Below are 21,827 nucleotides of genomic sequence, written 5' to 3'. Positions count from 1 at the left end.
GAGTCCGCCGTCCAACAGCTCCGTCCCGATTGCTCTGCCGGGGTGGCGTTCCTGCCGTTGGACGTGACGCGGTTCAAGGGGATCGAGGAGTTCGTCCGGGAGCTGCGGCCGCAGCTCGGCGGTCGGCTGGTCAACTGTGGCGGGTTCGGCCTGTTTCCCCTCTCTTGAGAGATCACAATGGTCGGCCTACCAAACACGAACTCGCTCATAAGTCCGGTGTCAGCCTCAGCACCGTCAAACGCATCCTCCGCATCCCCTCCACGGACGAAAGAAAGGTGCTTCGACAGGATCCCTGCTCGGATCCGAGGGCCGGCGTCTGCGGAGGGCGCTAAAGGATTCTTTCGGTGCCGCCCACTGCGAGGTTCCCGGGTTGAGAGATTCCGGAACTGGAGACAGTCCCGACCGACCGCCACGTACCGTCGGTCCGGCGGATGGAGAACCTCACGACTTGGGTGTTACTGGCAGTGATCTCGATGATTCCGACATGGATTTCGCCGCCGATGTCGGCGGCGCAGATCTCGAAGGGATGGTAGTTGGCGAAGACGCTCAGCTTGCTGAACTTCCGCCAGGAGCCGTCACCATTCCGGACGGCGTGGTAGGCCACCCCGCCGTTCTGACTGAGCGCGAAAACATGGAGCTGACTGCCGAGTCCGGCCAAGGCCACCCGGTAGAAGCCGCCGATCTCACCTGCCGCGCTCCCGATGTTGCCCCAGCCGGTCCATGTCCCATCGGGGGCTTGAATGGAGTGGCGAAGCACGTCATCTTCGGTGAGGACTGCGGTGTCGATCGTCGTGCCGACGCGGGTGGTGGCGACCTGCCTGATGCTCGAGAAGGACCTCAGGGCCGTCCAACTGGGCGACCAGTTCCCATCCTGGTTCCGGACGGTTTGGTACAGGGTGGTTCCTCCTTCGGAAGCGCCGAAGACATGGAGTTGACGGGAGCGCGCGGTCACCGCGACGCTCGGGATACCCGTCGGCGGCGGGCACAGCAAGGAGCGACCGGGTGAACGTCCGACGGGCTAGTGGGGCCATGTCCGACTCCTAGGTAGTTGAATGAAGTCGCGAGTCGACGCATTGCAGTACGTTTCAATGCGTTTCGCAGCCAGGAAGGCGATCTTGGCGCAGGAGGCCGAGTCGATCAGCACCAGTCTGATGGCGAGCAGCGTCGTTTACAAGGCGAGATACCGGCAGAACAGCGGCAGCAACTGGTGTCGAGGCGGCGAGTCTTAAGGGAGCGCTGTTGGTCGTTGGTTTTGGAGCCGTTTCCGAAGCCGCCCTTCGGATCGGGTCATCCTGGGGCATGGCGGGCGTTGCGGGGCCGTAGTGGTCCCGGGGCGTTGGAGAAGCGTTCGAGTAGCTCCGCCGGTGAACGCGCCCTTTCCATCGCCGAGTGGGAACGACCCGGCAGCGGTCGTGCGCGAACGCACCGCGCCGTTGCCGGAAGAACACGAAACCCCTGAGGCCGGACCCGTCCGCTCGCTCCTCGAAGCCGCCGGACACCGCGTGGTCGTGGTAGACGCGACCGCCGAACACGTCCGCTCCGCCGGCCTTCACGTGATCCGAGCGCTGGCGCCGGGTCTGCCGGGCATGCAGCCGGCCGCCTTCCCGTTGGCACCGGACGGACGGATCGCCCGCGCACAACAGCTGGGCTGGGCCGGCATCGAGATGGAACACCTGCCTTATCCGGGCTGGTGATCCGAGACCGCCGGCCCGCCCGCGGCATGACCGGGTCGGAGTGGAGGAAGTCGGTCTTCTCCGGCGATTTGTCAACCGGCCGGCGTTCGCGGCTCAGGTCGGCCGGGAGCCACCAGTTCCCGCAGCACCGGGCACTCGTCGACCGGATGGGCCCCAGGGCAGGTCAAGGCGTGCTCGAGGAACGCCGCGGCTTCCGTGAGGCCCTTGATCTGCGCGTGCACGCGCTCCAGGCCCGAGCTGACGGCGGGCCGCCAGTCCCGGCCCGATGCGGGACCGTGGAGCAGCTGCGCGATCTCGTCGAGGTTCAGCGTCCCGGCCCGCTGGAGCGTCCGCACCACGGCGAGCCGGTGGAGTTCGCCGGGCCCGTAGTGGCGCTGCCCGCCCCGGCGGGCGGCGGGCCGGACGATGCCGCGCTCGTCCCAGTACCGCAGCGTCGCCACCGAGACGCCGGTCCGCTTCGCCGCTGTCCCGATCGGCACGAGGTCGTCGTTGTCCATTTCGTTATTTGACCTCAAGCCGACTTGAGGATGCACGCTTACCCCATGGTGTTCTTGGTAACGATTGTCAATACTGCCCGGCGGTCGCCATGACGGCCCCGACCGCCGCGACCCGGATCGGCGACCTCACCCGCCCCGTGCGCGGGCGCCTCTGGGCCGGGACGGCGCTCGCCTTCATCGCCTCCGCGGCGGGGCTGCTCCCGTACGCCGCCATCGCCGAGATCGCCGCGCTCCTGCTGGACGGCAACGGTTCACAGGCCTGGGCATGGGCGTTCATCGGCGCGGCGGGCGTGGCCGTCCGGCTCGGCCTCGGGGTCACCGCCGCCCTCATCACCCACTACGCCGACGCCGACCTCCAGCGCCACCTGCGGCTGCGGCTGGCCCGCCACGCCGCCTCCGTGCCGCTCGGCTGGTTCGGCGGGCGCGGCTCCGGCGAACTGAAGAAGGCCGTGGACGACGACGTCGAGGACATGCACCACCTCGTCGCCCACGCCTCCCTCGACATCGCCGGCGCGCTCGGCCTGCCGCTGGCCGCCATCGCCTACCTCGCCGCGGTCGACTGGCGCATGACGCTCGTGACCCTCGCGCTGCTGCCCATCGCGACCTACACGATCCAACGCGCCCACCGCACCCTCCCCGACCGCATGGCCGAGCTGACCGCCGCGCAGCTGCGGATCAACAACGCCGTCATCGAGTACGTCGACGGCATCCAGGTCGTCAAGGCCTACGGCCGCCGAGGTCGCCGCTACCGGCGCTTCGCCGAAGCGGTCGACGACTTCGGCGACACCCTCGCCCGCTGGACCGCCGAAGCGGGACGCGCGATGTTCGCGAGCCTCGCGATCCTCTCTCCCGCGGCGGTCCTCCTCGTCGTGGCCGGCACCGGTACCGGCATGATCGCCGCCGGATGGCTCGCGCCGGTCGACCTCCTGCCGTTCCTGCTCGTCGGCGTCGGCCTCCCCGCGCCCTACATGACCCTGCTCCAGAGCACGCAACTGCTGCGCAAGGCCCAGAACGCCGCCGCGCACGTCGGCCAGGTGCTCGCCGTGCCGCCGCTGCCCGCGCCCGCCGCTGCGCGCACTCCGCAGGCGTTCGACCTCGCGTTCGAGGATGTGTCGTTCGCCTACGACGACGACGCGCCGGTCCTGCGGGGCGTCTCCGCACGCTGCCCGGCCGGCTCCACCACCGCGCTGGTCGGCCCGTCCGGCTCGGGCAAGACCACCCTCGTCCGCCTCATCCCGCGCTTCTTCGACCCCGACGCCGGCACGGTCCGCATCGGCGGCACGGACGTCCGCGACCTCGACCCCGCGACCCTCCTGCGTTCGGTCGCGATCGTCTTCCAGGACGTGACGCTGATCCGCGACACCATCAGGGAGAACCTGCGCCTGGGCGACCCGGACGCCAGTGACGCCGACGTCGAGGCGGCCGCCCGCGCCGCCCACCTCCACGAGGCGATCCTCGCCCTCCCCGACGGCTACGACACCGTCGTCGAGGCCCACGGCGGGGCGCTCTCCGGCGGCCAGCGCCAGCGGCTCACCATCGCCCGCGCCCTCCTCCAGGACGCGCCGATCGTGCTGCTCGACGAGGCCACCGCCCACATCGACCCGGAGAACGAGGCCGCCGTGCGCGCCTCGCTCGCGCGGCTCACCGAAGGGCGCACCGTCATCGTCATTGCCCATCGGCTGCACACGATCACCGAGGCCGACCAGATCCTCGTCCTCGACTCCGGACGGGTCGCCGAGTCCGGCACTCACGAACGGCTGCTCGCCGCCGACGGCGCCTACGCGCGCGCCTGGCGCTCCCAACACGGAACGGAGACCGACCGATGATCCGACAGCTCCTGCGGCTGTGGCCCCACGCCGCCGAGGTGCGGCGCCTGACCGCCGGATACGCCGTCGTCGGCGTCCTCCAAGGCGCCCTGCTGCTCGCCCTCGTCCCGCTGCTGCGGGCTCTGCTGGCCGACCCGGCGCGGACGGGGGAGGCGTTCGCGTGGCTCGCGGTCATTCTCGGGCTGGGCGGCCTCTACCTCGCCGCGCAGGCCCGAGTGCGGGTGGCCGCGTACCGCACCGCCAACCGCGTCATGCGCGACCTCCAGCACAGCGCGGGCGACCACCTGCGGCTGCTGCCGCTGGGCTGGTTCGTCGGCAACGCCTCGGGACGGCTGGCCCGCGCCGTCGCGCAGTCGGCGCCGACCGCGGCGGGCACCGTCTCGCACATCTGGCCCGAACTGGTCGCCTCCATCGCCACGCCCGCCGCCGTGATCGTCGGCGTCTGCCTCCTGGACTGGCGCATGGGCATCGCGTTCCTCGTCGCGGTCCCGCTCGCGATGCTCGTGCTGCGCCGCTCCGGACCGGTCGTGCGCCGCACCCAGGCGGACATGGACGCCGCCTCGGCCGAGGCCGCGGGCCGGACGATCGAGTTCGCGCAGGCCCAACCCGTCCTCCGGTCCACCGGCCGCGCCCTGGCCGGCTTCGCGCCGCTCGAACGCGCCCTCGAAGGGCAGCGGCGGGCCTTCCGCCGGTCGCTGACGCTCCACACCGTGCCGCAGTTCGCGTACACCGCGATCGTCCAACTCGGATTCACGGCGGTCCTGCTCGCGGGCGTGTGGCTGGCGGTCGGCGGGCAGCTCGCCGCGGCCGATGCCGTCGCGCTGCTGGTGCTCGCGGCCCGCTTCGTCGAACCGCTCGCCGTCGTCGCGAACCTGTTCGGGGCGATCCGCGCCGCCGAGGTCGCGATCGACCGCATGGGGGACATCCTCGAAGCCGAGCCGCTGCCCGAACCGGCGCATCCGCGTGAGCCCGCGCCCGGGTCGGGCGCCGCGATCGAGTTCGACGCGGTCGACTTCGCCTACCGGGACGTCCCGGTCCTCACCGGACTCACGCTGTCGGTGCCCGCCGGGGCCTCCTGCGCGCTCGTCGGCCCCTCCGGTTCGGGCAAGACCACGATCCTGCGGCTCATCGCCCGATTCTGGGACGTCGACGGCGGCGCCGTCCGCCTCGGCGGCGTCGACGTGCGGGAGCTGTCGACTGCGACCCTCATGGAACGCGTCGCCATCGTCTTCCAGGACACCTACCTGTTCGACGACTCCATCGAGGAGAACCTGCGGATCGCCGCCCCCGAGGCGACGCCCGCGCAGCTGCGCACGGCCGCCGCGGCGGCCCGCCTGGACCAGGTCGTCGACCGGCTTCCCGACGGCTGGTCCACCCGGGTCGGCGAAGGCGGGACCTCCCTCTCCGGGGGCGAGCGCCAGCGGGTGGCGATCGCCCGGGCCCTGCTCAAGGACGCCCCCGTCGTCCTCTTGGACGAGGCCACGGCCGCGCTCGACGCCGAGAACGAGGCGGCCGTGGCGGCGGGCATGCGTCTCCTGTCCGCTCAAGGCAAGACGGTGCTGGTCATCGCGCATCGACTGTCCACTGTCACCGGAATGGACCAGATCGCGTTCGTGGAGGACGGCCGTGTCGTCGAACAGGGCGGCCACGAGCGACTGCTGCGAGCGCGAGGCCGCTACGCCGACTTCTGGAACCGCCGCACGGGAGCGCCCGCAGCGCTGCCGGCCGAGGCCGGAAAGACGCGTTGATGTGGCTCTTTCGCCGAGTGTGGGCGCTGCCGATCGCTCACCCCTTCGTCATGCGGATGACCGCGGTGCCTCCCAGGAAGTCGAGCTTTCCGAGGACGAGCACGCCGGCCTCCGCCTCCGGTGCTGGCGCCTCTCGCCGCGATTCGACGGCACCTTCTCTCAACGCGGTACCGCTGCTGCCGACGGCTAGAGTGGGCGCATGTGCGAGCAGAAGCGGTGAGACCATGCCCTTGACGACGTCTTCACCGACCTGGGGGCGGCAGACCGAACGATGGTTCGTCCGGCAGGGGATGCCGACGATGATCGAGGGGTACGGCTTCGTCTCGCATGTCCTGCCCCGGATGCTGCCGGCGCTGGCGTTCGTGACGCTCGCCAGCCTGGTCTGGCTGGTGCCGCTCAAATCCCTGGGCTCAGAGCGCTGGGTCGCGCTTGCGGTGGTCGCCGTGGTGACGGTGGCCGTGTGGCAGGCGGTCTCGGTGTCCGTCCGGCGCCGACCACGGTTCTCGCGCCCAGCCGCCGCGGTCGTCCTCGTCGTCTACGCCGCGATGCCGATCGCCGTCCCGTTGCTGCAGTTGCTGGTCGACGACGCGATCACGCCGCCGGGGAACAGCACGGTCGGGCTGCTGGGCTTCGTGATCTTCTTCGCGGTCGCGTTCCTCGCCACCGCGCTGGCCACGACCTACGGCTTCGGCACACTGCTTCGGCGGGCCATCCGACACCTGCGGTACGACCTGCGCAACAGTCTGCATGTGCTGGGCCGGGCGATGCCCGCGATCCTGTTCGTCACGCTCTTCCTGTTCTTCACCGGTGAGATCTGGCAGGCGATGAACCGGCTCGCGTGGTGGCGGGTCGCGCTGGTGGTCGGGCTGTTCGCCGCGATCACCGTGCTGGCGGCGTCGACTCGGCTGCGCGATGAGATCGGACGAGTGGAGCAGGACCTGCGCCCGTCCGTGCTGGAAGCGGCGTGCAAGGGGACGCCGCTGGCCGCAGTGCCGATCGACCGGTTGACCGATGGCCACACCCTTCCGGCGACCCGGCTGAACCGGCGCCAGGGCCGAAACCTGCTGGTCATGCTCGCGATCCGCCAGTTGGTGCAGGCGGCGTTCATCGGCGTCGCCTTGTTCGCGTTCTTCCTCCTGCTCGGCATCGCCGTGGTCATGCCCGAGACCGCCGAGCAGTGGATCGGGGCACCACCCGTGTATTCGACGCTGTGGCCGCAGATGCCGGTCGCGTTGCTGCGCAACTCGACCCTGTTCGCGGCGTTCGGCAGCATGTACTTCGCGGTCATCTCCATGACCGACGCGGAGCACCGGCGGGAGTTCTTCGCTCCGATCATCGACGACGTCGAACGCACCCTGGCGGTCCGCGCGGTCTACCTGGCCGTGCGCGCCACCCTCAAGCCTTCGCATTCGGAGTCAACGCCGGCCTGAGGGGCGGCGGGAGCCTCACGCGCTCTACCGGCGGGCGGTGACAAGGTAGTAGTCGATCAGGCCGTTCTCGTAGCAGCGCAGCCAGTTCCGGGCCCAGGAGACGCGGAACTCGGTCTGAGCGATCCACCGGTCGAGCTGTCGCCATACGTGCTCGCCGATCGACTCGACGGAGACGTCGGTGAATCCGGCGGCGGTCAGGTCGGCGGCGAACTCGCCTACCGGCCGGATCACGTCGGCACCGGAGGCGACGGTTTCGAGGAGATCGGCGACAGGAGCCGCATCCGCGCCGTCGGGCGCGAAGAACGTCGCGGCCGCGAAGCGCCCGCCGGGCTTGAGGACCCGGTGGGCCTCGCGCGCCACGGCGGCGAGGTCGTCGACGTGCTGAAGCACCTCGACGGCGTAAACACCGTCGACGGTGGCGTCGCCCCAGGGGAGATCGGTGACCGAGCCCTGGACGAACGAGAGCGCGCCGCCCAAGGCCTCGATCGCGTTGGCGTTGATCGCCAGCGCCCGTCTGAGCTGAGTTGCGGAACGGTCCATGCCGGACACGAGTACGTCGTATTCGGAGGCGACCAGTGCGGTGCCGACACCGAGGCCGCAGCCGAGCTCCAAGAGGCGGTCGCCGGGTTCGGGTCGGAGGCTCGTCGCCACCTTCCGGTACAGCTCGGCATGGCTCTCGACGCGCTCCTCCGCGGTGATCTCACGATCGGGTTCGAGGTCGCCCCAGTACCCGAAATTGATGAACGATCCCGAGAAGATCGACAGTGATCCGAGGTCGAATTGGCCGTACATGAGATCGCGCTGCGCCTGAGCATCAGATTCCGGTTCCATATCGCCCGATTCTGGCATGAACCCGATCCGGGTACCCGAACTTTCGCGTGTGCCCGATGGCTGGACGCGCGCGAGCGCGACTAACGATGAGCGTCTGCGGGTTGGTGGACCGGGGGCAGGCGGTAGTCGGCGCACTCGGCCGGTATCCGCACCCCGGCGAATCGGAGCTGTGCCAAGCGCGCGTAGAACGCCGCCCCGCGGAGAAGGCGCCCGGCGACTTCGGCGACGTGCCGGTTCCCGGGCTCCTCCAGGGCCGTTGACCGGGTCCAGAGGTTGAAGGCGCCCATGGCCGGGCCGCACCAGATCTGGTAGTCGCTGGACCGGGTCTCGTCGCCTGCGGCCGCCCGGCGGGAGCTCATGCCGAGGTAGGAGCGGAAGAGCAGCGCCATCCTGTGCCGCCCGTCGGATTCGGCCCGTCCGAGTTCGGCGGGCTCGTGGTGGCGGAGGTACGCCTCCACCTCGGCCCAGGCCCGGTCGAGTCCGTTGGGGAACACGTTGGCCAGCAAGCGGTCGAGTTCGATTTCGGGTAGGTCGTCAATGCCGTTGTATTCGCGGTAGAGCCGGTGGAGGCGATCGGCGCGCTGCGCAAAGAGGGTCCCTTTCTTAAGGACCTGCACGGTCGCACCGGCCTCGAACATGAACGCCGAGGGTGCCAGCGCGCAGGTCGCGCTCCGAGCCGTCGAACAGGACGCCCTTCACCATCCGGAAGCCCCGTAGGATCCGGTGCCGCCCTTACGCAGATTCCTTTCCCTGGGAAGGCTCAGTGTTTCGAGGTGGACTTTCGGCCCCGACCGGCACCGGTCGCGCACGGCTGCCGACACCCCTCCCCTCCTCAGTCCGAGTCCGGCCATGGGTCAGCTCGCTCTGCAGCACGAGGGCCGCTGCGCCGATCGCTGCTGCGTCGGGGCCGTTGACCGACGGCATCACCCGCACCGGGTGCGTCCGCCAGGTGACGGTGCGGCGGTCCACTTCCTCCTGGATCACGGTCTGGTAGATGGAGCCTGCTACCGCGAAGCTTGGACCGGCCAGGACGATCGCGTCCACATCGAACAGCATCGTCATGGTGACGGCGGCGGCACCGAGGTAGCGGGCCGACCGCTCGATGAGGCGACGGGCGGCCGGATCGCCGGCGTTGGCTGCAGCCGCGATCCGCGCGAACTCGGTGAGGAAGTCGGCGGTGTCGGGGTCGGGCGCCAGTCGCTCGGCCAGCGCGGGCGTGGCCGCGGCCTGCCGGACCAGGGCTGACGGGCCGGCGTAGTTCTCCAGGCAGCCGACGTTGCCGCACGGGCACTGGTCGCCGTTGACGTCGATCGACATATGGCCGAGTTCGACGCTGTTGGAGGAGCTGCCCCGGTACACCTCGCCGGCGACCACGATCCCGCCGCCGATCCCGCTGGCCATGTAGATGCAGCCGTAGGTGCTTCGTCGGTCGACCGCGCCCAACCAGTATTCGCCGATCGCGGCGGCCGCGGCATCGTTGTCGAGCAGCACGGGCAGGTCGAGGCTCTGCGCGAGTCGCTCCGCGACCGGGTATTCGAGCCATGGCTCGGAAGGCTGCGGGCTCAACAGCACCCCCGCGCGGCGGTCCTGCGGGCCGTAGCTGACCAGCCCGACCCCCAGCACCCGGTCGCGGTCGACGGCAGCCGTGGCCAGCAGGGCGTCCACCTGCGAGGCGATCATCGGCAGCGCCTGGTCCGGCGGCATCGACGCCACACCGTGGAACGAAGTCCGGGCCACCGGCCGTCCGGCCAAGTCGACGATGACGACGACGCAGGCGTTGCGCTCCATCTGGACTCCCACGCTGTACCGGGCCCGGGGATCGAGCTGTACCAGCGTGCGCGGCTTGCCGCCGGTCGGCGCACCTCGCCCGACCTCGACGACCAATCCGTCGTCGATGAGCTCCCGCACGAGCTCGGAGATCGTGGCTCCGGTGAAACCCGTCGCTGCGGCGAGCTCCACCCGGCTGATCGTGCGGGCCGCGCGGATGGCGTCCAGGATCAGGCCCCTGGTCCTGGATTTGTTCGTCCACGTCGGGCTGAGCGCCACGTGCGCCTCCTTCGATGTCCTTTGTCAGGCTGCCTTACTCACCCGCCTGCTTGCCCGTTCGTCCATTTCGCCCGATCGGCCGCACGATGATCACCAAGCATAGGTCCATCTAAATTCTTGACTTTCTTAGGGTGCCTAACTAAGGTGAGAACGGAAGCGCTCCCATACCTCCCTCACGAAAATCAAGGAGCTTAGATGCGACATCGTCAAACACTGTTGGTCGCCGGCGCCGCCGGCGCACTGGTACTGGGCGGCTTGGCAACCACCCTTCCCGCCTCGGCGGCCACTTCGGGCTGCGAGGTCACCTATACCGTGCAGAGCGAGTGGCCGGGCGGGTTCCGCGCCGACTTGGAAGTCACCAACCTCGGCGACGCGATGTCCGACTGGACATTGACCTTCGACTTCCCGAATGCCGGCCAGCAGGTCACCCAGGGCTGGAGCGCCGTCTGGACCCAATCCGGCGCCGGCGTCTCCGCCGCCAGCATGAGCTGGAACGGGTCACTGGACACCGACGCCTCCACCTCGCTCGGGTTCGTCGGCACCTGGCGCGACGCCAACCCCGAACCGGCGTCCTTCGCGCTCAACGGCACGCCCTGCACCGGCTCGACGACACCTACCGGGGGCCCGACCACCACCCCCAGCGAGGACCCGACCACCACCCCGCCGGACGGTCCGGCGCCGCAACTCAGCGTCTCCGGCAACCAGATCGTCACCGAGGAGGGCGAGCCGTACCGGCTGCTGGGTGTGGACCGGTCCTCCGCTGAGTTCGCGTGCGTGCAGGGCAAGGGCCTGTTCGACTCCGGCCCGGTCGACCAGGCCTCCGTCGACGCCATGAAGTCCTGGAACATCCACGCCGTGCGCCTCCCGCTCAACGAGGAGTGCTGGCTCGGCCTCAACGGCTCACCCAGCGGCGCCGCCTACCAGGAAGGCATCAAGGACTACGTCGACCTCCTGGTCGCCAACGGCATCAACGTCATCCTCGACCTGCACTGGACCTGGGGCGCCTACACCACAGGACCGGACTGGCATTGCACCGATGTGCACGCCACCTGCCAGAAGCCGATGCCCGACGCGCAGTACGCCCCGCAGTTCTGGGCCGGCGTCGCCGACACCTTCAAGGGCAACGACGCCGTCGTCTTCGACCTGTTCAACGAACCGTATCCGGATATGGCCAGCAACTGGGACAAGACGTTGGGCTGGCAGTGCCTGCGCGACGGCGGCACCTGCGCCGGCATCGGGTACGAGGTGGCCGGCATGCAGGACCTCGTCGACGCGGTCCGCGACACCGGCGCCACGAACATTCTCATGGTCGGCGGACTCGAGTGGACCAACGACATGCGGGAATGGCTGGCCTACATGCCGAACGACCCGCTGGACAACATCGCCGCGTCCTGGCATTCGTACAGCTTCAACCGGTGCGTGACCGAGTCCTGTTGGGACGCCGAGATCGCCCCGCTGATGCAGGAGGTGCCGGTCGTGCTCGGCGAGTTCGGCCAGGACGACTGCGGGTTCGACTACATGCAGGGGCTGGTGGACTGGGCCGACGCGAACGGCATGAACTACCTGGCGTGGACCTGGAACCCGTGGGGCTGCACCGGTGGCGCGGTCCTCATCAAGGACTGGTCCGGCACTCCGGAGCCCGGTGTCGGCGAAGGCTACCGGAACCACCTGCTCACCCAGAGCCCCTACCTGTGACCCGATGAGACGCTTGGGCCGTGTTTGCGGCTGAGAAGGCCTCCTGTTGAGTTCCGTTGTGCTACAGCGGAACTCAACAGGAGAGCTGCGATTCCGCCATCTCACCTGAGTTGTTCGGCTGGGGCACAACATCAACCAAAGGGGGCGGGGTCGTTCAGGCATCTCCGGCGACTTCGATGTAGGTGATCGCGGTCCGGTACGGGGCGCGTCTCCACTCGCCGGCGATGCGGTCAGTCCGAATCAGGTCCCAGGCTTCCGCCAGCGCAGCGGCGGCCTCCGTCGGCCGATGCTGCTTCCAAAGCGCCGACCCTAGTTCGTAGGTGGCCTCGTGGAACAGCAGGTAGAGGTCCTCGCTGTGCTCGTATGCGCGGCGGTGGCGGAGACGGTCCAGGCATTCGCGCAAGACCGTCTCCGCCTTGCGAGGCTGCGCCGTCGCGAGATAGCACTTGGCAAGCTGCAACCGTTCATGCGAGAGCATGAACAGTTCGTCCTCCCGCAAGTCCGCGCCGTAGCGCACCTTGTCCGCCGCGAGCACTTCCTCCAGCATGGGCAGCGCCTTCACGACCTCGCCGTGACGGTCGAAGAGTCGGAGTGCTGCAGCACGCGTGAAAGCGATCTGGAGGGCGGGGTCGAGCCCGACCCGCTTGCCTTCGTTCACCACCCGCACGCAGTTCTTGACCGCCGAGAAGTACTGGCCCCCATCGAGGAACAGGTCGGCAAGATTCATGATCGCCAAGATGTACCGGTGCCCGGGCTCGGCCTGGCTCTGCAACATCTTGTGTTCTTCGATGGCCCGCTGGAGTTTCCGGGAAGTGCGCTTCGAGGAGCCGGAGTAGGTCGACCACTGGACCGTCCGCAACCGCTCCACCAAGGCGTGATCAGGGCCGTGCGTCTCGCAGACCTGGTGGACGGTGACGCCTATGGTCTCTTTCACCGTCACCGAGTTCGGCCGCGCGAGTTCATGGATTTCAAGGAATCGGGCCCGGGCCTCGCCGAACAGCGGGTCGAGCCGCGAGACGCCCGCATGCAGGTCCCGTACCGCCGCCTTGGCCGCCTTGAACCGCTGCCCCGGCCGCATGGACGCCCCGCGGTCCTCATCCTCGGCCAGGAACGCCTGCAGCCGCTGCTGCCGCGCCCTGTACTCATCCCGGTCCCGCATCGCTATCCCTCCAGCATGTCTCGACGTCGGGAACGGTACCCACGATGCCCCGGGAGGGGTCCCTGCATATACCGGCTGCTGTCCCGTCGGCAGTCACTCGGTCGCGTACGAGCGGGCTTGGAGGCCCCACAGCTCCGCGTACGCCCCGCCAGCGGCGACGAGGTCGGTGTGCGGCCCGAGTTCGATCAGTTTGCCCTCCTCGAGTACCGCGATCTGGTCGGCGTGCACGACCCCTTGGAGCCGATGAGAGATCAGCACCGTCGCGGCCCGTCCCGCGCGGGCGCGCAGCGTGTCGAACAGGGCGGCTTCGGCGCGTGCGTCGAGCGCAGCCGAAGGTTCGTCGGCGACCAGAAGGCCGTCGTAGTCGCGGTACAGGCCGCGAGCGGACGAGAGCCGCTGCCATTGCCCGCCGGAAAGGTCCGTGCCGCTGCGGTACTCCGCGTCGAGGAGCTGGTTCCAGCCGTGCTCGAACCCTTCGATCAGGTCGAGCGCTCCTGCGTCCCGAGCGGCCGCCACCAGGCGGTCCCGATCGGCGGGCGCGTGCGAGCGGCCCAGGCGCACTGAGAGTTCCGCGGTGAACGGCCACCGCTGGACCTGCTGCGCGATCACGGCCACGTGGCAGCGCCACCGGGCCGGGTCGATCAGTGCGATATCGACGCCGTCCCAGAGGATCTGCCCGCTCGTGGGCGTGTACAGGCCCGATAGGAGCTTGGCGACGGTCGTCTTCCCCGAGCCGTTCTCGCCCACGAGCGCGGTCGTCTCGCCGCGCCGGATCGCCAGCGAGACACCGGTGACGGCGTCGGCGTCCTTTCCCGGGTAGCGGAACGACACGTCGACGAGTTCGATCACTTCCGGGACCGGGAGCGGATCCTGCTCCGTTGCCGAAAGTGCGGTGAGATGCGGTTGCGCGGCGATGCGTTCGGCGGCGATCGCGTCGAACTCGTGCCGATCGGCGGCGTACAGGCCGTCCTCGTAGACGGTGTTGACCGCGATCAGGAGATTCGACATGGCGACCGACCCTTGCCCGAGTGCGACCACGGCGGCCGCTGCGACCGCGAGCGGCACTGTACCGGTCGCGAGCAGCCACAGCAGGACCCCGTAGACGGCCGCGACCGCTGCCCCTGAGATGACCTGCCCGACCGCGCGAGTGACCGTCTGCGAGCGGATGACCTCGAAGTCCGCCTGCGTCTCCGCGTCGACCATGGCCTGATGCTGTCCGCGCAGCCACGGACCGGCTTCGTGGTAGCGCAGGTCGTCGGCGGTCCATCGATTGTCCATGAGGAACTCGACCATCCACAGCCGACGCCGGCGCGACACCCGGGAGCGGTTGGACACGTACATCAGCCGCGCCGACCGGACCGCCGCCCAACCTGTCGGCAGCGCGGCCGCGAACAGCATCGGGATCAGGACCGGTTCGATCACCGCGAGCGCGACCGCCACCGCGGCGACGGTGACGGCGGCGGTCACCAGGTCGACGACATCGCCGACCAGGTCGACCACCGCCCGTGAACCGCGGTCCTTGGCGGCCTTGAGCCGGTCGGCGAACGCGTCGTCGTCGAACGCCGCACGCGGCACGTCCGTGATCAGCTGGTAGAACTCGCGCTCGGTCCGGTTGAGCACCAGCGGGTTCAGGCGCTGCTGCGCGAACCCGGCGCCGATGCCGAGCCCCGCGCGGGCGGCGGTCGCAGCCGCGAGGAGCACCAGCGACGGTGACGCCGCCAGCACCCGCTCCCACGTGGGCGGGGCCGCGAACAGCGTCCCGGTCACATCCGAGACCGCGAGCAGCGCGGTCGTCGTCGCGACACCGGCCACGACATTGAGCCCGACCGCGGTGGCCGTCCACGCCGGCGACGCCGCCCAGGCGGTCGCGAACGCCTGCCGAAGCAGACTCGGGAGCTTGCGCGCCATCCGCCAGAACGACGCCGTCTCGGCATCTTCCGCATGCCGGTACCAGGCGATGTCCTCGAGCACCGGCAGATCCCGCTCGCCTGTCGCTGATGCCTTCCGCTGCCGTGGAATTCGGATCCGCCACCACTTCCGCGCCATGTGCCGCGTCCTCCTGTTGTTCGGCCCCAAGCGGGCAGCATGGCAGGCCGGACCGACAATCGGGGACGTCAATTCCGGTACAGGGCAGCGGAAACGCCTGTCGGGTTACCGACACGATGAAGTCGCGCTGCTCACCGGAGAACGGGAGGTCCGGGAGAACGACCTGGCCGCACTCATCCAAACCAATAGGACGCGTATAGCTGGAACTGCGGTTTTAGTGAGTTTCCGGGAAATTCGCGCCGGTTCGACCTAGCCTCAGGAGGTCGTTTTCCTACTTCGGAGGGTCTGCAGAGCAGATGACCATCATCACCAAGAAGCAGCAGCGGGCGAGGACTGCCCGCCGTGTGACGGCCGCCGTGGCCGCGGGCGCGGTCGTGGGCCTGGCCGTCACGGGAGTCGCCGTGGCAGCCAAGCGCACCGAACGGGTCCTGCCCAAACTGCCGGCGCCAGGCGCGACCATCGACGCCGAGCTGATGTCGAAGGGCATCGAACTGTCCGTCGCGGGCGAGCGGATCCGCACCGGCCCCCTCCAGGGCCGCGCCGTCTTCGAGATCGAGGAGCACGCGGGCGGCCGGGCCGCGGTGCGCACCAGGATCAAGGAGTTCCGCCTCGCGGCCTCCGACAACCGCGGCGAAGTCACCGTCACGGTCGAGCCGCGCCCGATCGCCGGGCAGGAGCCCTCGGTGCTGGAGCGCGCCGCCGCCGAGTCGCTCCGCTTCCAGCACACGCTGCGGATGGCATGCGTCATCACCATCGCCGACCCGCGGGCGTTCGGGCTGCGCGGCGATGTCGACAAGCCGCTGAAGCTGAAAGCAACGATCCCGGTCGAGCTTTCCGGGAAGCCGCTCGGTTTCCCCGACGACCGCGCCCGATACGGGCTCAAGCACAAGACCGCTCTTTCGGTAGTCAAGGGAACGCACCGCGAAGCGTCCCTGCTGCGGTTCCCGCTGAAGATCCAGCAGTTCTAGCAGCAGCGGTGGTGCTGCCGAGCGCAAGACCAGCAGCACCACCGCCGTCCCTCTCCCGCCGAGGCGCGCTCCACCGTGCAGGGTTTCCGGTGCGACTGCGCACGTCAGCGGGGTAGCGTGACGGTAGAGGTTCAAGTTCATGGATATGACGCACGAGGTGCCACCGCAGCCGGGGAAGGCTGCCATGGATTACGCCGCATTGTTCGCGGCGACGCCGAGCCCGTACCTGGTGCTGGGTTCGGACCTGGTGATCGTGGAGGTCAACCAGGCGTACCTGGCGGCCACCAACCGTACCCGCGAGGACCTGATCGGGCGGCACATCTTCGACGCCTTCCCTTCGAACCCGGACGACCCCGAGGCCGACGGCGTGCAGAACCTGAACGCATCGCTGCATCGCGTCCTCATCTCACGGGAGCCCGACACGATGGCCCTGCAGAAGTACGACATCCCCGTCATGGGCCGACCCGGTGCGTTCGAGGAGCGCTGGTGGTCGCCGATCAACACACCGCTCCTGGCCCCGGATGGGACGGTCCAGTGGATCATCCACCGAGTGGAGGACGTCACCGCGTTCATCCGGGCCCACTCTCCCGACAGGCGGACCTCGGTCGAGCGGGAGGCCCTGGAGGCCGAGCTGTACGCGCGGGCCCGCGAGCTGCAACGCGTCAATGAGGAGCTGCGCCTGGCCAACAAACGCGAGCGCCAGGTCGCCCTCACCCTCCAAGAGGCCATGCTGCAATCACCGGACCTGCGCCACCACACCGACGTCGCGGTGCGATACCTGCCCGCCACGGGGCCGCTGAACGTGGGCGGGGACTGGTACGACGTGGTCGACCTCAGCGACGGCTGCTTCGCGGCAGCCGTCGGCGACGTCGTGGGCCACGGCCTCGAGGCCGCCGCCGTCATGGGCATGCTGCGCAGCGCGCTCAGTGCCGCCATTCGCGCCGTGGAGCGGCCCGCCCAGGCGCTCGAGGTGGTGGGCCTGTACTCCCGCTCGGTCGACGAGGCATTGAACAGCACCGCCGTCAAGGTGATGGTCGATCCCCGCAGCAACCTGATCACCTACAGCAATGCCGGGCATCTGCCACCGGTCCTGCTGCGTCCGAACGGTGAATGCGAGCTGCTGAACCAGGCCGTCGACCCCCCGCTGGGCGCCCTCCCCCTGCACGTCCCCCGCTCACAAGCCGGGCACGCCTATGCCCCCGGCGACACGCTCGTGCTCTACAGCGACGGGTTGATCGAACGGCGCGGCGAGGACATCGACGTCGGCATCGAGCGCCTCATCACCTTGCTGGGGCGTCACGGCACCGACGCTCCCGAGCGCCTGGCCGACGCCGTGCTGGCCGAACTCGGCGTGGAAGGCGGCGCACCCGACGACATCGCCTTGGTCATCATCCGGCTATGACCGCTCAGCGCAGCGGCTTGGAGTACCGCTCGAGCATGACCCCCACCGTTGGCGTCAAGACCGACTGACGACGCGCCTCAGCGGTCTCATGCACCCGGTCGCATCGGGACCGGTCCCGACTCGGGCGATCTACGATTCCCGTCTTCCGCCGAACCGAGGCCAAAGAGGGGCCGCCATGCGATACCACGTCCTGTCGATCCCGCTGGTCGCATTGCTGCTCGCGGCATGCGGCTCCAAGGGTGCGGAAACGCCTTCGGAGCCTTCGGCCTCTCTCTCGGCGTCCGCTGAGGCCACCGAGGCCACCGAGGCCGAGAGCACGGCGCCCCCCGAGCCTGCCTCCGTGTTGCCGGTCGGGATGGACTCAGCCCTCGGCATTTCGTACTCCGATGCGGGTGGGGGAGCGGACTTGGAGTTCAACTTCGCGGTGACCGAGGTCGAAGCCGTCACCGAGGGCAGGTCCGATTTCGTGGTGTTCACCGTCGGCGTCGAGGTCGTCAAGGGCGAGATGACGTTCATGTTCGGCTTTTGGGCCGAGCCGGCGCTGGCACCGGCCCTGATCGACTCCGACGGCATCGAGTACCAGACCTCCATCCAGCCGGTCGGCACCATGCTCGATGGCACTGTTCCCGAAGGAGAGTCCATAGCGGGGCACATCGCGTTCGAAGCCCCGCCGAACGTCGCCGACTCAGGCACCTTCCAGCTTGAGATCCCCTCTCCTGAAGGTTCGGACCTCCTCCACTGGACCTACTGAAAGGGGCCCGCGCCGCGGTGCGGCGCGAGCCCCATGCCCGTCATTCAGGTCAGGCGTCGGCCTCCAGTTCGAAATCGGCGCCGATGACGGCGTCGGCCTCCACTTCCGCTTCGGCGGTGCCTGTGGTCCAGCCGTCAAGGGCCGCTTCCAGGTTCGCCGATCCGGCGGCGGTGAAGAGGACGTAGGCGCCGTCCGCTCCGGTCACGGCGGCGTTGCCGGTGGCGGGGTCGGTGACCACCGCGCCTTCGATCGGGTCGCCGGTGGCGGCGTCGGTGACGTTGCCGCGCACGAGGCCGCCTTCGAGCTCGCCGCAGCCGATGCGGACGTTGTCGACCATCCACCAGTAGGCCCACGTGTCGTGGTCGTCGAAGTGGAACTTCAGCTGCACGGCGGTCTGGTCGGCCCAGGCGGCGAGGTCGACCGCTTCGACCGTGGCCTCCAGGTCCTCATTGGTGTACCAGACCTGCTCCCAGGTCTCGCCGCCGTCGACGGAGAGGAGCACCTCCGCTTCGGAGCCGATGCCGTCGTCCACGAAGAAGCTCGCGAACGACAGGGTCGGGTCGTCGGCGGCGCTCAGGTCGAACACCGGCGTGACGAGGTCGGTGTCGACATGGTGCTCCGGGTCGGCCGCGTCGGAGTTCGCCTCCGCGAAGCCGCCCGAGCCCGGCGTCATGTTGCCGTACCCGAACGGGTCGTCGAAGACCCAGCCGGTGGTCTCGCCGCGGTCCACGACCTCCCAGTCCGCGGGGAGCCCCAGCGAATCGAAGGTCTCGTCGAGCACGTCGGATCCGTAGCCGGGCGCCAGGCACCCGGGCAGGACGGGCACTTCGACCAGGCCCGCTTCGGCCGGATCGACCTGGATCACTTCGTACCCGGGGTAGGCGGTCTCGACGGTGAGCGGCCAGTCGCCCTCGGCCGGGACCTCCATGCTGAACGCGCCGGTGTACGGGTCGGTGCGGGCGACGACCTCGTCGCCCGCGGTCGACACGGACGCGTCGAGCGCCCATCCGTGCCCGCCGCCGTCCACGACCGTGCCCTCGACGACCTGCGTCGCCTCCTTCTGGAGCTCGGCGTCGAAGACGGCCTCACCGTTGTTCTTGATGCGCACGGAGCCGGTGACGGTGCCGTAGAGGAACTTCGAGACCGTCACGTGGTAGCGCCCGGCCGGGATGCGCGCGAACTCGTAGGCGCCGTCGGCGCCGGTCGTGGCCTCGCGGACGACCGCGCCCTCGAACACGAGCCGGGCGCCCGCGACCGGCTCGCCGTCCTGGTCCGTGACCGCGCCGGAGAGCGCCCCGAACTTGCCCGCGGGGGCTTCGTCGACGGCGTCCTCGACGTTGACGCGGCCGTGCCCGTAGACGTTGTTGGCCTCCTTGTCGCCGGTGCACTGGTCGTCCGCCGTGTCGACGGCCGTGCCGGTCAGCGTCTCGTAGACCGCCTCGTAATCGCCTTCGAGCGTCGGCGAGGCCGACATGAGCAGGGCGATCGTGCCCACCACGTGCGGTGCGGCCATCGAGGTCCCGTCGCCGAGGCCGTACTCGTCGCCCGGGAGCGCCGAGCGCACGGCCACGCCCGGGGCCGAGAGGTCCGGCTTCAGGACGCCGTTGAGGCCGTGGCCGCGTGAGGAGAACTCGGCGATCTCGTGGTTCTCGTCGTAAGCGCCCACGGCGATCACGTTCTCGTACACCCCGGGGGTGCTCATGGTCAGGCACGCCGGGCCGTTGTTGCCCGCGGCGAAGACCGGGATGATGCCCGAGGCGTGCCACAGGTCGACGACCTCGGCGTAGATCGGGTCGTAGCCCGGGATCGTCGAGCCCCAGGAGTTGTTGACCACGTGCGGGGCCTTCAGCGGGTCGGGGTTGCGGCCCTCGGAGTCGGTGGGCGCGGCGAGCCACTGCCCGGCCAGGATCAGCGTCTCGATGTCGGGGCAGCAGCCGTTGACGGCGATCCACTCCGCGCCGGGCGCGACGCCGATCCCTTCGGAGCCGACCATGGTGCCCATCGTGTGGGTGCCGTGGCCGTCGTCGTCGCACGGCGCGTCGCCCGGGCAGACGTCCTGGATGTCGTAGAAGTTGTAGTCGTGCGTGAAGGTCCCGTCGCCGTTGTTGCCGCGGTACTGGCCCACGAGCGCCGGGTGGTCGTACTGCACGCCGGAGTCGATGCTGGCCACGACGATGCCCTCGCCGGTGAAGCCCTGCTCCCAGACATCGGGCGCGCCCACGTCCTCGACGCCCCATTCGACGGCGGCCTGCTGGACCGCGTCCCACGTCTGGAAGTCGTTCTCGGGCTTGTCGTCCGGAGCGATCGGCTCGATCATCGAGTAGTCGGGGGCGGCCACGACCGCCTCGACCTCGTCGAACGCGACCAGTTCGGCGAGCAGGTCGGCGTCGCCCACCACCTTGACGGTGGAAGCGCCCCAATAGGACTCGTATTCGACGCCGGACTTCTCGAGGGCCGCGATCACGTCGGCCTGCGATTGCTCCGCGTACTCCTTGGCGGCCTCGACGGCCGCGGTTCCCTTGGCCTCCTTGGTGTCCGCTGCGAGCGCGGTGCTGTAGTCGGGCGACCCGGCGAAGAGGAGCCACAGCTCCGCGTCGCCCTTGTCGTCGATCTGCTCGAGCAGTTCGGGGGCGACCTTCTCCTCGATGAGGATCTCGGTCTCGGATGTTTGGGCCGCGGCGCCGGAGGCGACCGCGGCCGGGACGAGCGCGCCGGCGAAGGCGGCGGCGAGGATGCGGCGTGAACGCCGCTGTGCAAATGTCACGAACTCTCCTTGTTGGGGGTGGCCCCGCGGCGCCGGCCGCGAGACCGGGGGTGGTCTCCGAGAGGAATGAAATTGGTGACTATGGACAGATTCGCTGGGGTAGCTCCACATTGGCGACCCTGAAATCGGTACGCCCCGAAGGACCGGGACGGTTGCATGCGTCACGATTTAGGCACACCGAGATCCGGCGGCGGTCCGCTCGAGGGCATGAGAAAACCCTGGGCCGCAACGCGGTCCAGGGTCGGTAAGGCCAGGTGAGGGCTGTCAGAGCCCGCTGATGTCGCTTCCGGCGTGGAGCCGGAAACTCGGTGCGGTGTCGTGTTCGGCTAGATCGATGCGGCGGCGGGCACCAGCCCCAGGCCCCGCCGCATCGGGGCGACGTCTCGCGGTGGCGAAGGCGGTGGCTACTCCGGTGCGGGAGTGAAGGTGTGCTGCTCTGTCTCCGAAAGGAAGTAGAGGTGCCTGGAGGTGATCTGGCCGCGGAGGAGGCCCAGCAGGAAGCTCGTGACCGGGCCCGAGTGGAATTCCCAGCTGCCGTCGCGCGCGACGTCGAGTGCGAGTCGCCACGAGGCGGGGTCCTGGCCGGGTTTCGCGACCCAGTACATGTAGTAGCCCAGGGTCGAGTAACCCCAGAGGACCGGCTCGACGCCCGGCTCGTTGAACACGGCCGGTTTCGAGATGAACTCGGGCGGGCCGTCGAGCTCGGTCTCCCAGATCTCGGCGAGACCGGCGCGGCGCTCCCGGTGGACGCCGATCTGGTCGTAGTCGGAGTCCGGGTGCCCTGGTGCCAGTAGTACGACGTCGGTGCCGATGTCACCCGGTCCGAATGCGTTGACCAGCGCCCGGAAGTCGGCGGGGATGTTCGCGCCGATCGCGGCACTCGCGGCTTCCCAGTTGAAGGGAGGGCCGCTGTACGCGGGCGCGCCCAGGAGGTCGCGGAGGTCGTCGATGTCGGTCATGCCCTGCCTTC

At 69.4% G+C, this 21,827-nt stretch carries 17 protein-coding genes; 8 read left to right on the top strand and 9 right to left on the bottom strand.

The genetic code is table 11. From position 1 onward, the window contains the following. Positions 1-328: 328 nt before the first annotated feature. Positions 329-952 (bottom strand): hypothetical protein, encoded by a 624-nt coding sequence (locus J5V16_RS09725; RefSeq protein WP_208495960.1) that lies wholly within the window; start codon positions 950-952, stop codon positions 329-331. 460 nt (positions 953-1,412) lie between these two features. Between J5V16_RS09725 and J5V16_RS09720 the strand changes: the two genes are divergently transcribed. Next, positions 1,413-1,694: a hypothetical protein gene (locus tag J5V16_RS09720; RefSeq protein WP_208495958.1), complete on the top strand. Its 282-nt coding sequence runs from the start codon at positions 1,413-1,415 to the stop codon at positions 1,692-1,694. Between the two features lie 71 nt (positions 1,695-1,765). Here J5V16_RS09720 and J5V16_RS09715 read toward each other — a convergent pair whose 3' ends face one another. Beyond that, positions 1,766-2,191 (bottom strand): MerR family transcriptional regulator, encoded by a 426-nt coding sequence (locus tag J5V16_RS09715; RefSeq protein WP_208495956.1) that lies wholly within the window; start codon positions 2,189-2,191, stop codon positions 1,766-1,768. 89 nt (positions 2,192-2,280) lie between these two features. Between J5V16_RS09715 and J5V16_RS09710 the strand changes: the two genes are divergently transcribed. From J5V16_RS09710 to J5V16_RS09700, 3 genes are all read left to right on the top strand, one after another. Then, positions 2,281-4,017, top strand: coding sequence for an ABC transporter ATP-binding protein (locus tag J5V16_RS09710; protein WP_208495955.1), 1,737 nt, complete (start codon positions 2,281-2,283; stop codon positions 4,015-4,017). Continuing rightward, entirely contained in the window at positions 4,014-5,765 is a 1,752-nt protein-coding gene (locus tag J5V16_RS09705) for an ABC transporter ATP-binding protein (RefSeq protein ID WP_208495954.1), read from the top strand. Before J5V16_RS09710 ends, J5V16_RS09705 begins: the two co-directional genes overlap by 4 nt. 290 nt (positions 5,766-6,055) lie before the next feature. Then, positions 6,056-7,195, top strand: a complete 1,140-nt coding sequence (locus J5V16_RS09700; RefSeq protein ID WP_208495952.1) for a hypothetical protein — start codon at positions 6,056-6,058, stop codon at positions 7,193-7,195. 24 nt (positions 7,196-7,219) lie between these two features. On the opposite strand, the gene J5V16_RS09695 is transcribed toward J5V16_RS09700, so the two are convergent. The 3 genes from J5V16_RS09695 to J5V16_RS09685 all read right to left on the bottom strand — a co-directional run bounded on the left by J5V16_RS09695 (position 7,220) and on the right by J5V16_RS09685 (position 10,072). Further along, positions 7,220-8,026 (bottom strand): class I SAM-dependent methyltransferase, encoded by an 807-nt coding sequence (locus tag J5V16_RS09695; RefSeq protein ID WP_208495950.1) that lies wholly within the window; start codon positions 8,024-8,026, stop codon positions 7,220-7,222. Between the two features lie 80 nt (positions 8,027-8,106). Further along, the gene (locus tag J5V16_RS09690; protein WP_208495948.1) at positions 8,107-8,664 is read right to left on the bottom strand and encodes a beta/alpha barrel domain-containing protein; all 558 of its coding nucleotides are present in this window, start codon (positions 8,662-8,664) and stop codon (positions 8,107-8,109) included. 94 nt (positions 8,665-8,758) lie between these two features. Further along, entirely contained in the window at positions 8,759-10,072 is a 1,314-nt protein-coding gene (locus tag J5V16_RS09685; protein WP_208495946.1) for an ROK family transcriptional regulator, read from the bottom strand. A gap of 195 nt (positions 10,073-10,267) precedes the next feature. Here J5V16_RS09685 and J5V16_RS09680 point away from each other — a divergent pair, with 195 nt between their 5' ends. Continuing rightward, on the top strand, positions 10,268-11,767 hold the full coding sequence (locus J5V16_RS09680) for a cellulase family glycosylhydrolase (protein WP_208495945.1): 1,500 nt from the start codon (positions 10,268-10,270) through the stop codon (positions 11,765-11,767). A gap of 154 nt (positions 11,768-11,921) precedes the next feature. Here J5V16_RS09680 and J5V16_RS09675 read toward each other — a convergent pair whose 3' ends face one another. Together J5V16_RS09675 and J5V16_RS25445 are read right to left on the bottom strand one after the other, a co-directional pair. Further along, positions 11,922-12,926, bottom strand: coding sequence for a hypothetical protein (locus J5V16_RS09675; protein WP_208495943.1), 1,005 nt, complete (start codon positions 12,924-12,926; stop codon positions 11,922-11,924). 93 nt (positions 12,927-13,019) lie between these two features. Further along, a complete protein-coding gene (locus J5V16_RS25445; RefSeq protein ID WP_208495941.1) occupies positions 13,020-14,897 on the bottom strand; it encodes an ATP-binding cassette domain-containing protein in 1,878 nt (625 codons plus the stop codon). 371 nt (positions 14,898-15,268) lie between these two features. Here J5V16_RS25445 and J5V16_RS09665 point away from each other — a divergent pair, with 371 nt between their 5' ends. From J5V16_RS09665 to J5V16_RS09655, 3 genes are all read left to right on the top strand, one after another. Then, positions 15,269-15,940: a hypothetical protein gene (locus J5V16_RS09665; protein ID WP_208495939.1), complete on the top strand. Its 672-nt coding sequence runs from the start codon at positions 15,269-15,271 to the stop codon at positions 15,938-15,940. Between the two features lie 184 nt (positions 15,941-16,124). Then, positions 16,125-17,342 carry a PP2C family protein-serine/threonine phosphatase gene (locus tag J5V16_RS09660; RefSeq protein ID WP_208495938.1) on the top strand — a complete coding sequence of 406 codons (1,218 nt, stop codon included), beginning with the start codon at positions 16,125-16,127 and terminating at the stop codon, positions 17,340-17,342. A gap of 175 nt (positions 17,343-17,517) precedes the next feature. Continuing rightward, entirely contained in the window at positions 17,518-18,093 is a 576-nt protein-coding gene (locus tag J5V16_RS09655) for a DUF4352 domain-containing protein (RefSeq protein WP_208495937.1), read from the top strand. A 49-nt stretch (positions 18,094-18,142) separates the two neighbouring features. On the opposite strand, the gene J5V16_RS09650 is transcribed toward J5V16_RS09655, so the two are convergent. Further along, on the bottom strand, positions 18,143-20,857 hold the full coding sequence (locus J5V16_RS09650; protein ID WP_208495935.1) for a S8 family serine peptidase: 2,715 nt from the start codon (positions 20,855-20,857) through the stop codon (positions 18,143-18,145). Between the two features lie 404 nt (positions 20,858-21,261). Beyond that, positions 21,262-21,816: a hypothetical protein gene (locus J5V16_RS09645; RefSeq protein ID WP_208495932.1), complete on the bottom strand. Its 555-nt coding sequence runs from the start codon at positions 21,814-21,816 to the stop codon at positions 21,262-21,264. Positions 21,817-21,827 lie beyond the last annotated feature (11 nt).

Source organism: Glycomyces niveus, from assembly GCF_017592475.1.
Lineage (GTDB): Bacteria > Actinomycetota > Actinomycetes > Mycobacteriales > Micromonosporaceae > Glycomyces > Glycomyces niveus.
The sequence above is the reverse complement of the archived record's forward strand: the minus strand, read 5'-3'. Positions and strand labels throughout refer to the sequence as shown.

Bases quoted from the DNA above. Each gene is read 5' to 3' on its own strand.
- J5V16_RS09715 (WP_208495956.1), bottom strand. From the start codon at position 2,191: ATGGACAACGACGACCTCGTGCCGATCGGGACAGCGGCGAAGCGGACC.
- J5V16_RS09710 (WP_208495955.1), top strand. From the start codon at position 2,281: ATGACGGCCCCGACCGCCGCGACCCGGATCGGCGACCTCACCCGCCCC.
- J5V16_RS09705 (WP_208495954.1), top strand. From the start codon at position 4,014: ATGATCCGACAGCTCCTGCGGCTGTGGCCCCACGCCGCCGAGGTGCGG.
- J5V16_RS09700 (WP_208495952.1), top strand. From the start codon at position 6,056: ATGCCGACGATGATCGAGGGGTACGGCTTCGTCTCGCATGTCCTGCCC.
- J5V16_RS09695 (WP_208495950.1), bottom strand. From the start codon at position 8,026: ATGGAACCGGAATCTGATGCTCAGGCGCAGCGCGATCTCATGTACGGC.
- J5V16_RS09690 (WP_208495948.1), bottom strand. From the start codon at position 8,664: ATGTTCGAGGCCGGTGCGACCGTGCAGGTCCTTAAGAAAGGGACCCTC.
- J5V16_RS09680 (WP_208495945.1), top strand. From the start codon at position 10,268: ATGCGACATCGTCAAACACTGTTGGTCGCCGGCGCCGCCGGCGCACTG.
- J5V16_RS09675 (WP_208495943.1), bottom strand. From the start codon at position 12,926: ATGCGGGACCGGGATGAGTACAGGGCGCGGCAGCAGCGGCTGCAGGCG.
- J5V16_RS09665 (WP_208495939.1), top strand. From the start codon at position 15,269: ATGACCATCATCACCAAGAAGCAGCAGCGGGCGAGGACTGCCCGCCGT.
- J5V16_RS09660 (WP_208495938.1), top strand. From the start codon at position 16,125: ATGGATTACGCCGCATTGTTCGCGGCGACGCCGAGCCCGTACCTGGTG.
- J5V16_RS09655 (WP_208495937.1), top strand. From the start codon at position 17,518: ATGCGATACCACGTCCTGTCGATCCCGCTGGTCGCATTGCTGCTCGCG.
- J5V16_RS09645 (WP_208495932.1), bottom strand. From the start codon at position 21,816: ATGACCGACATCGACGACCTCCGCGACCTCCTGGGCGCGCCCGCGTAC.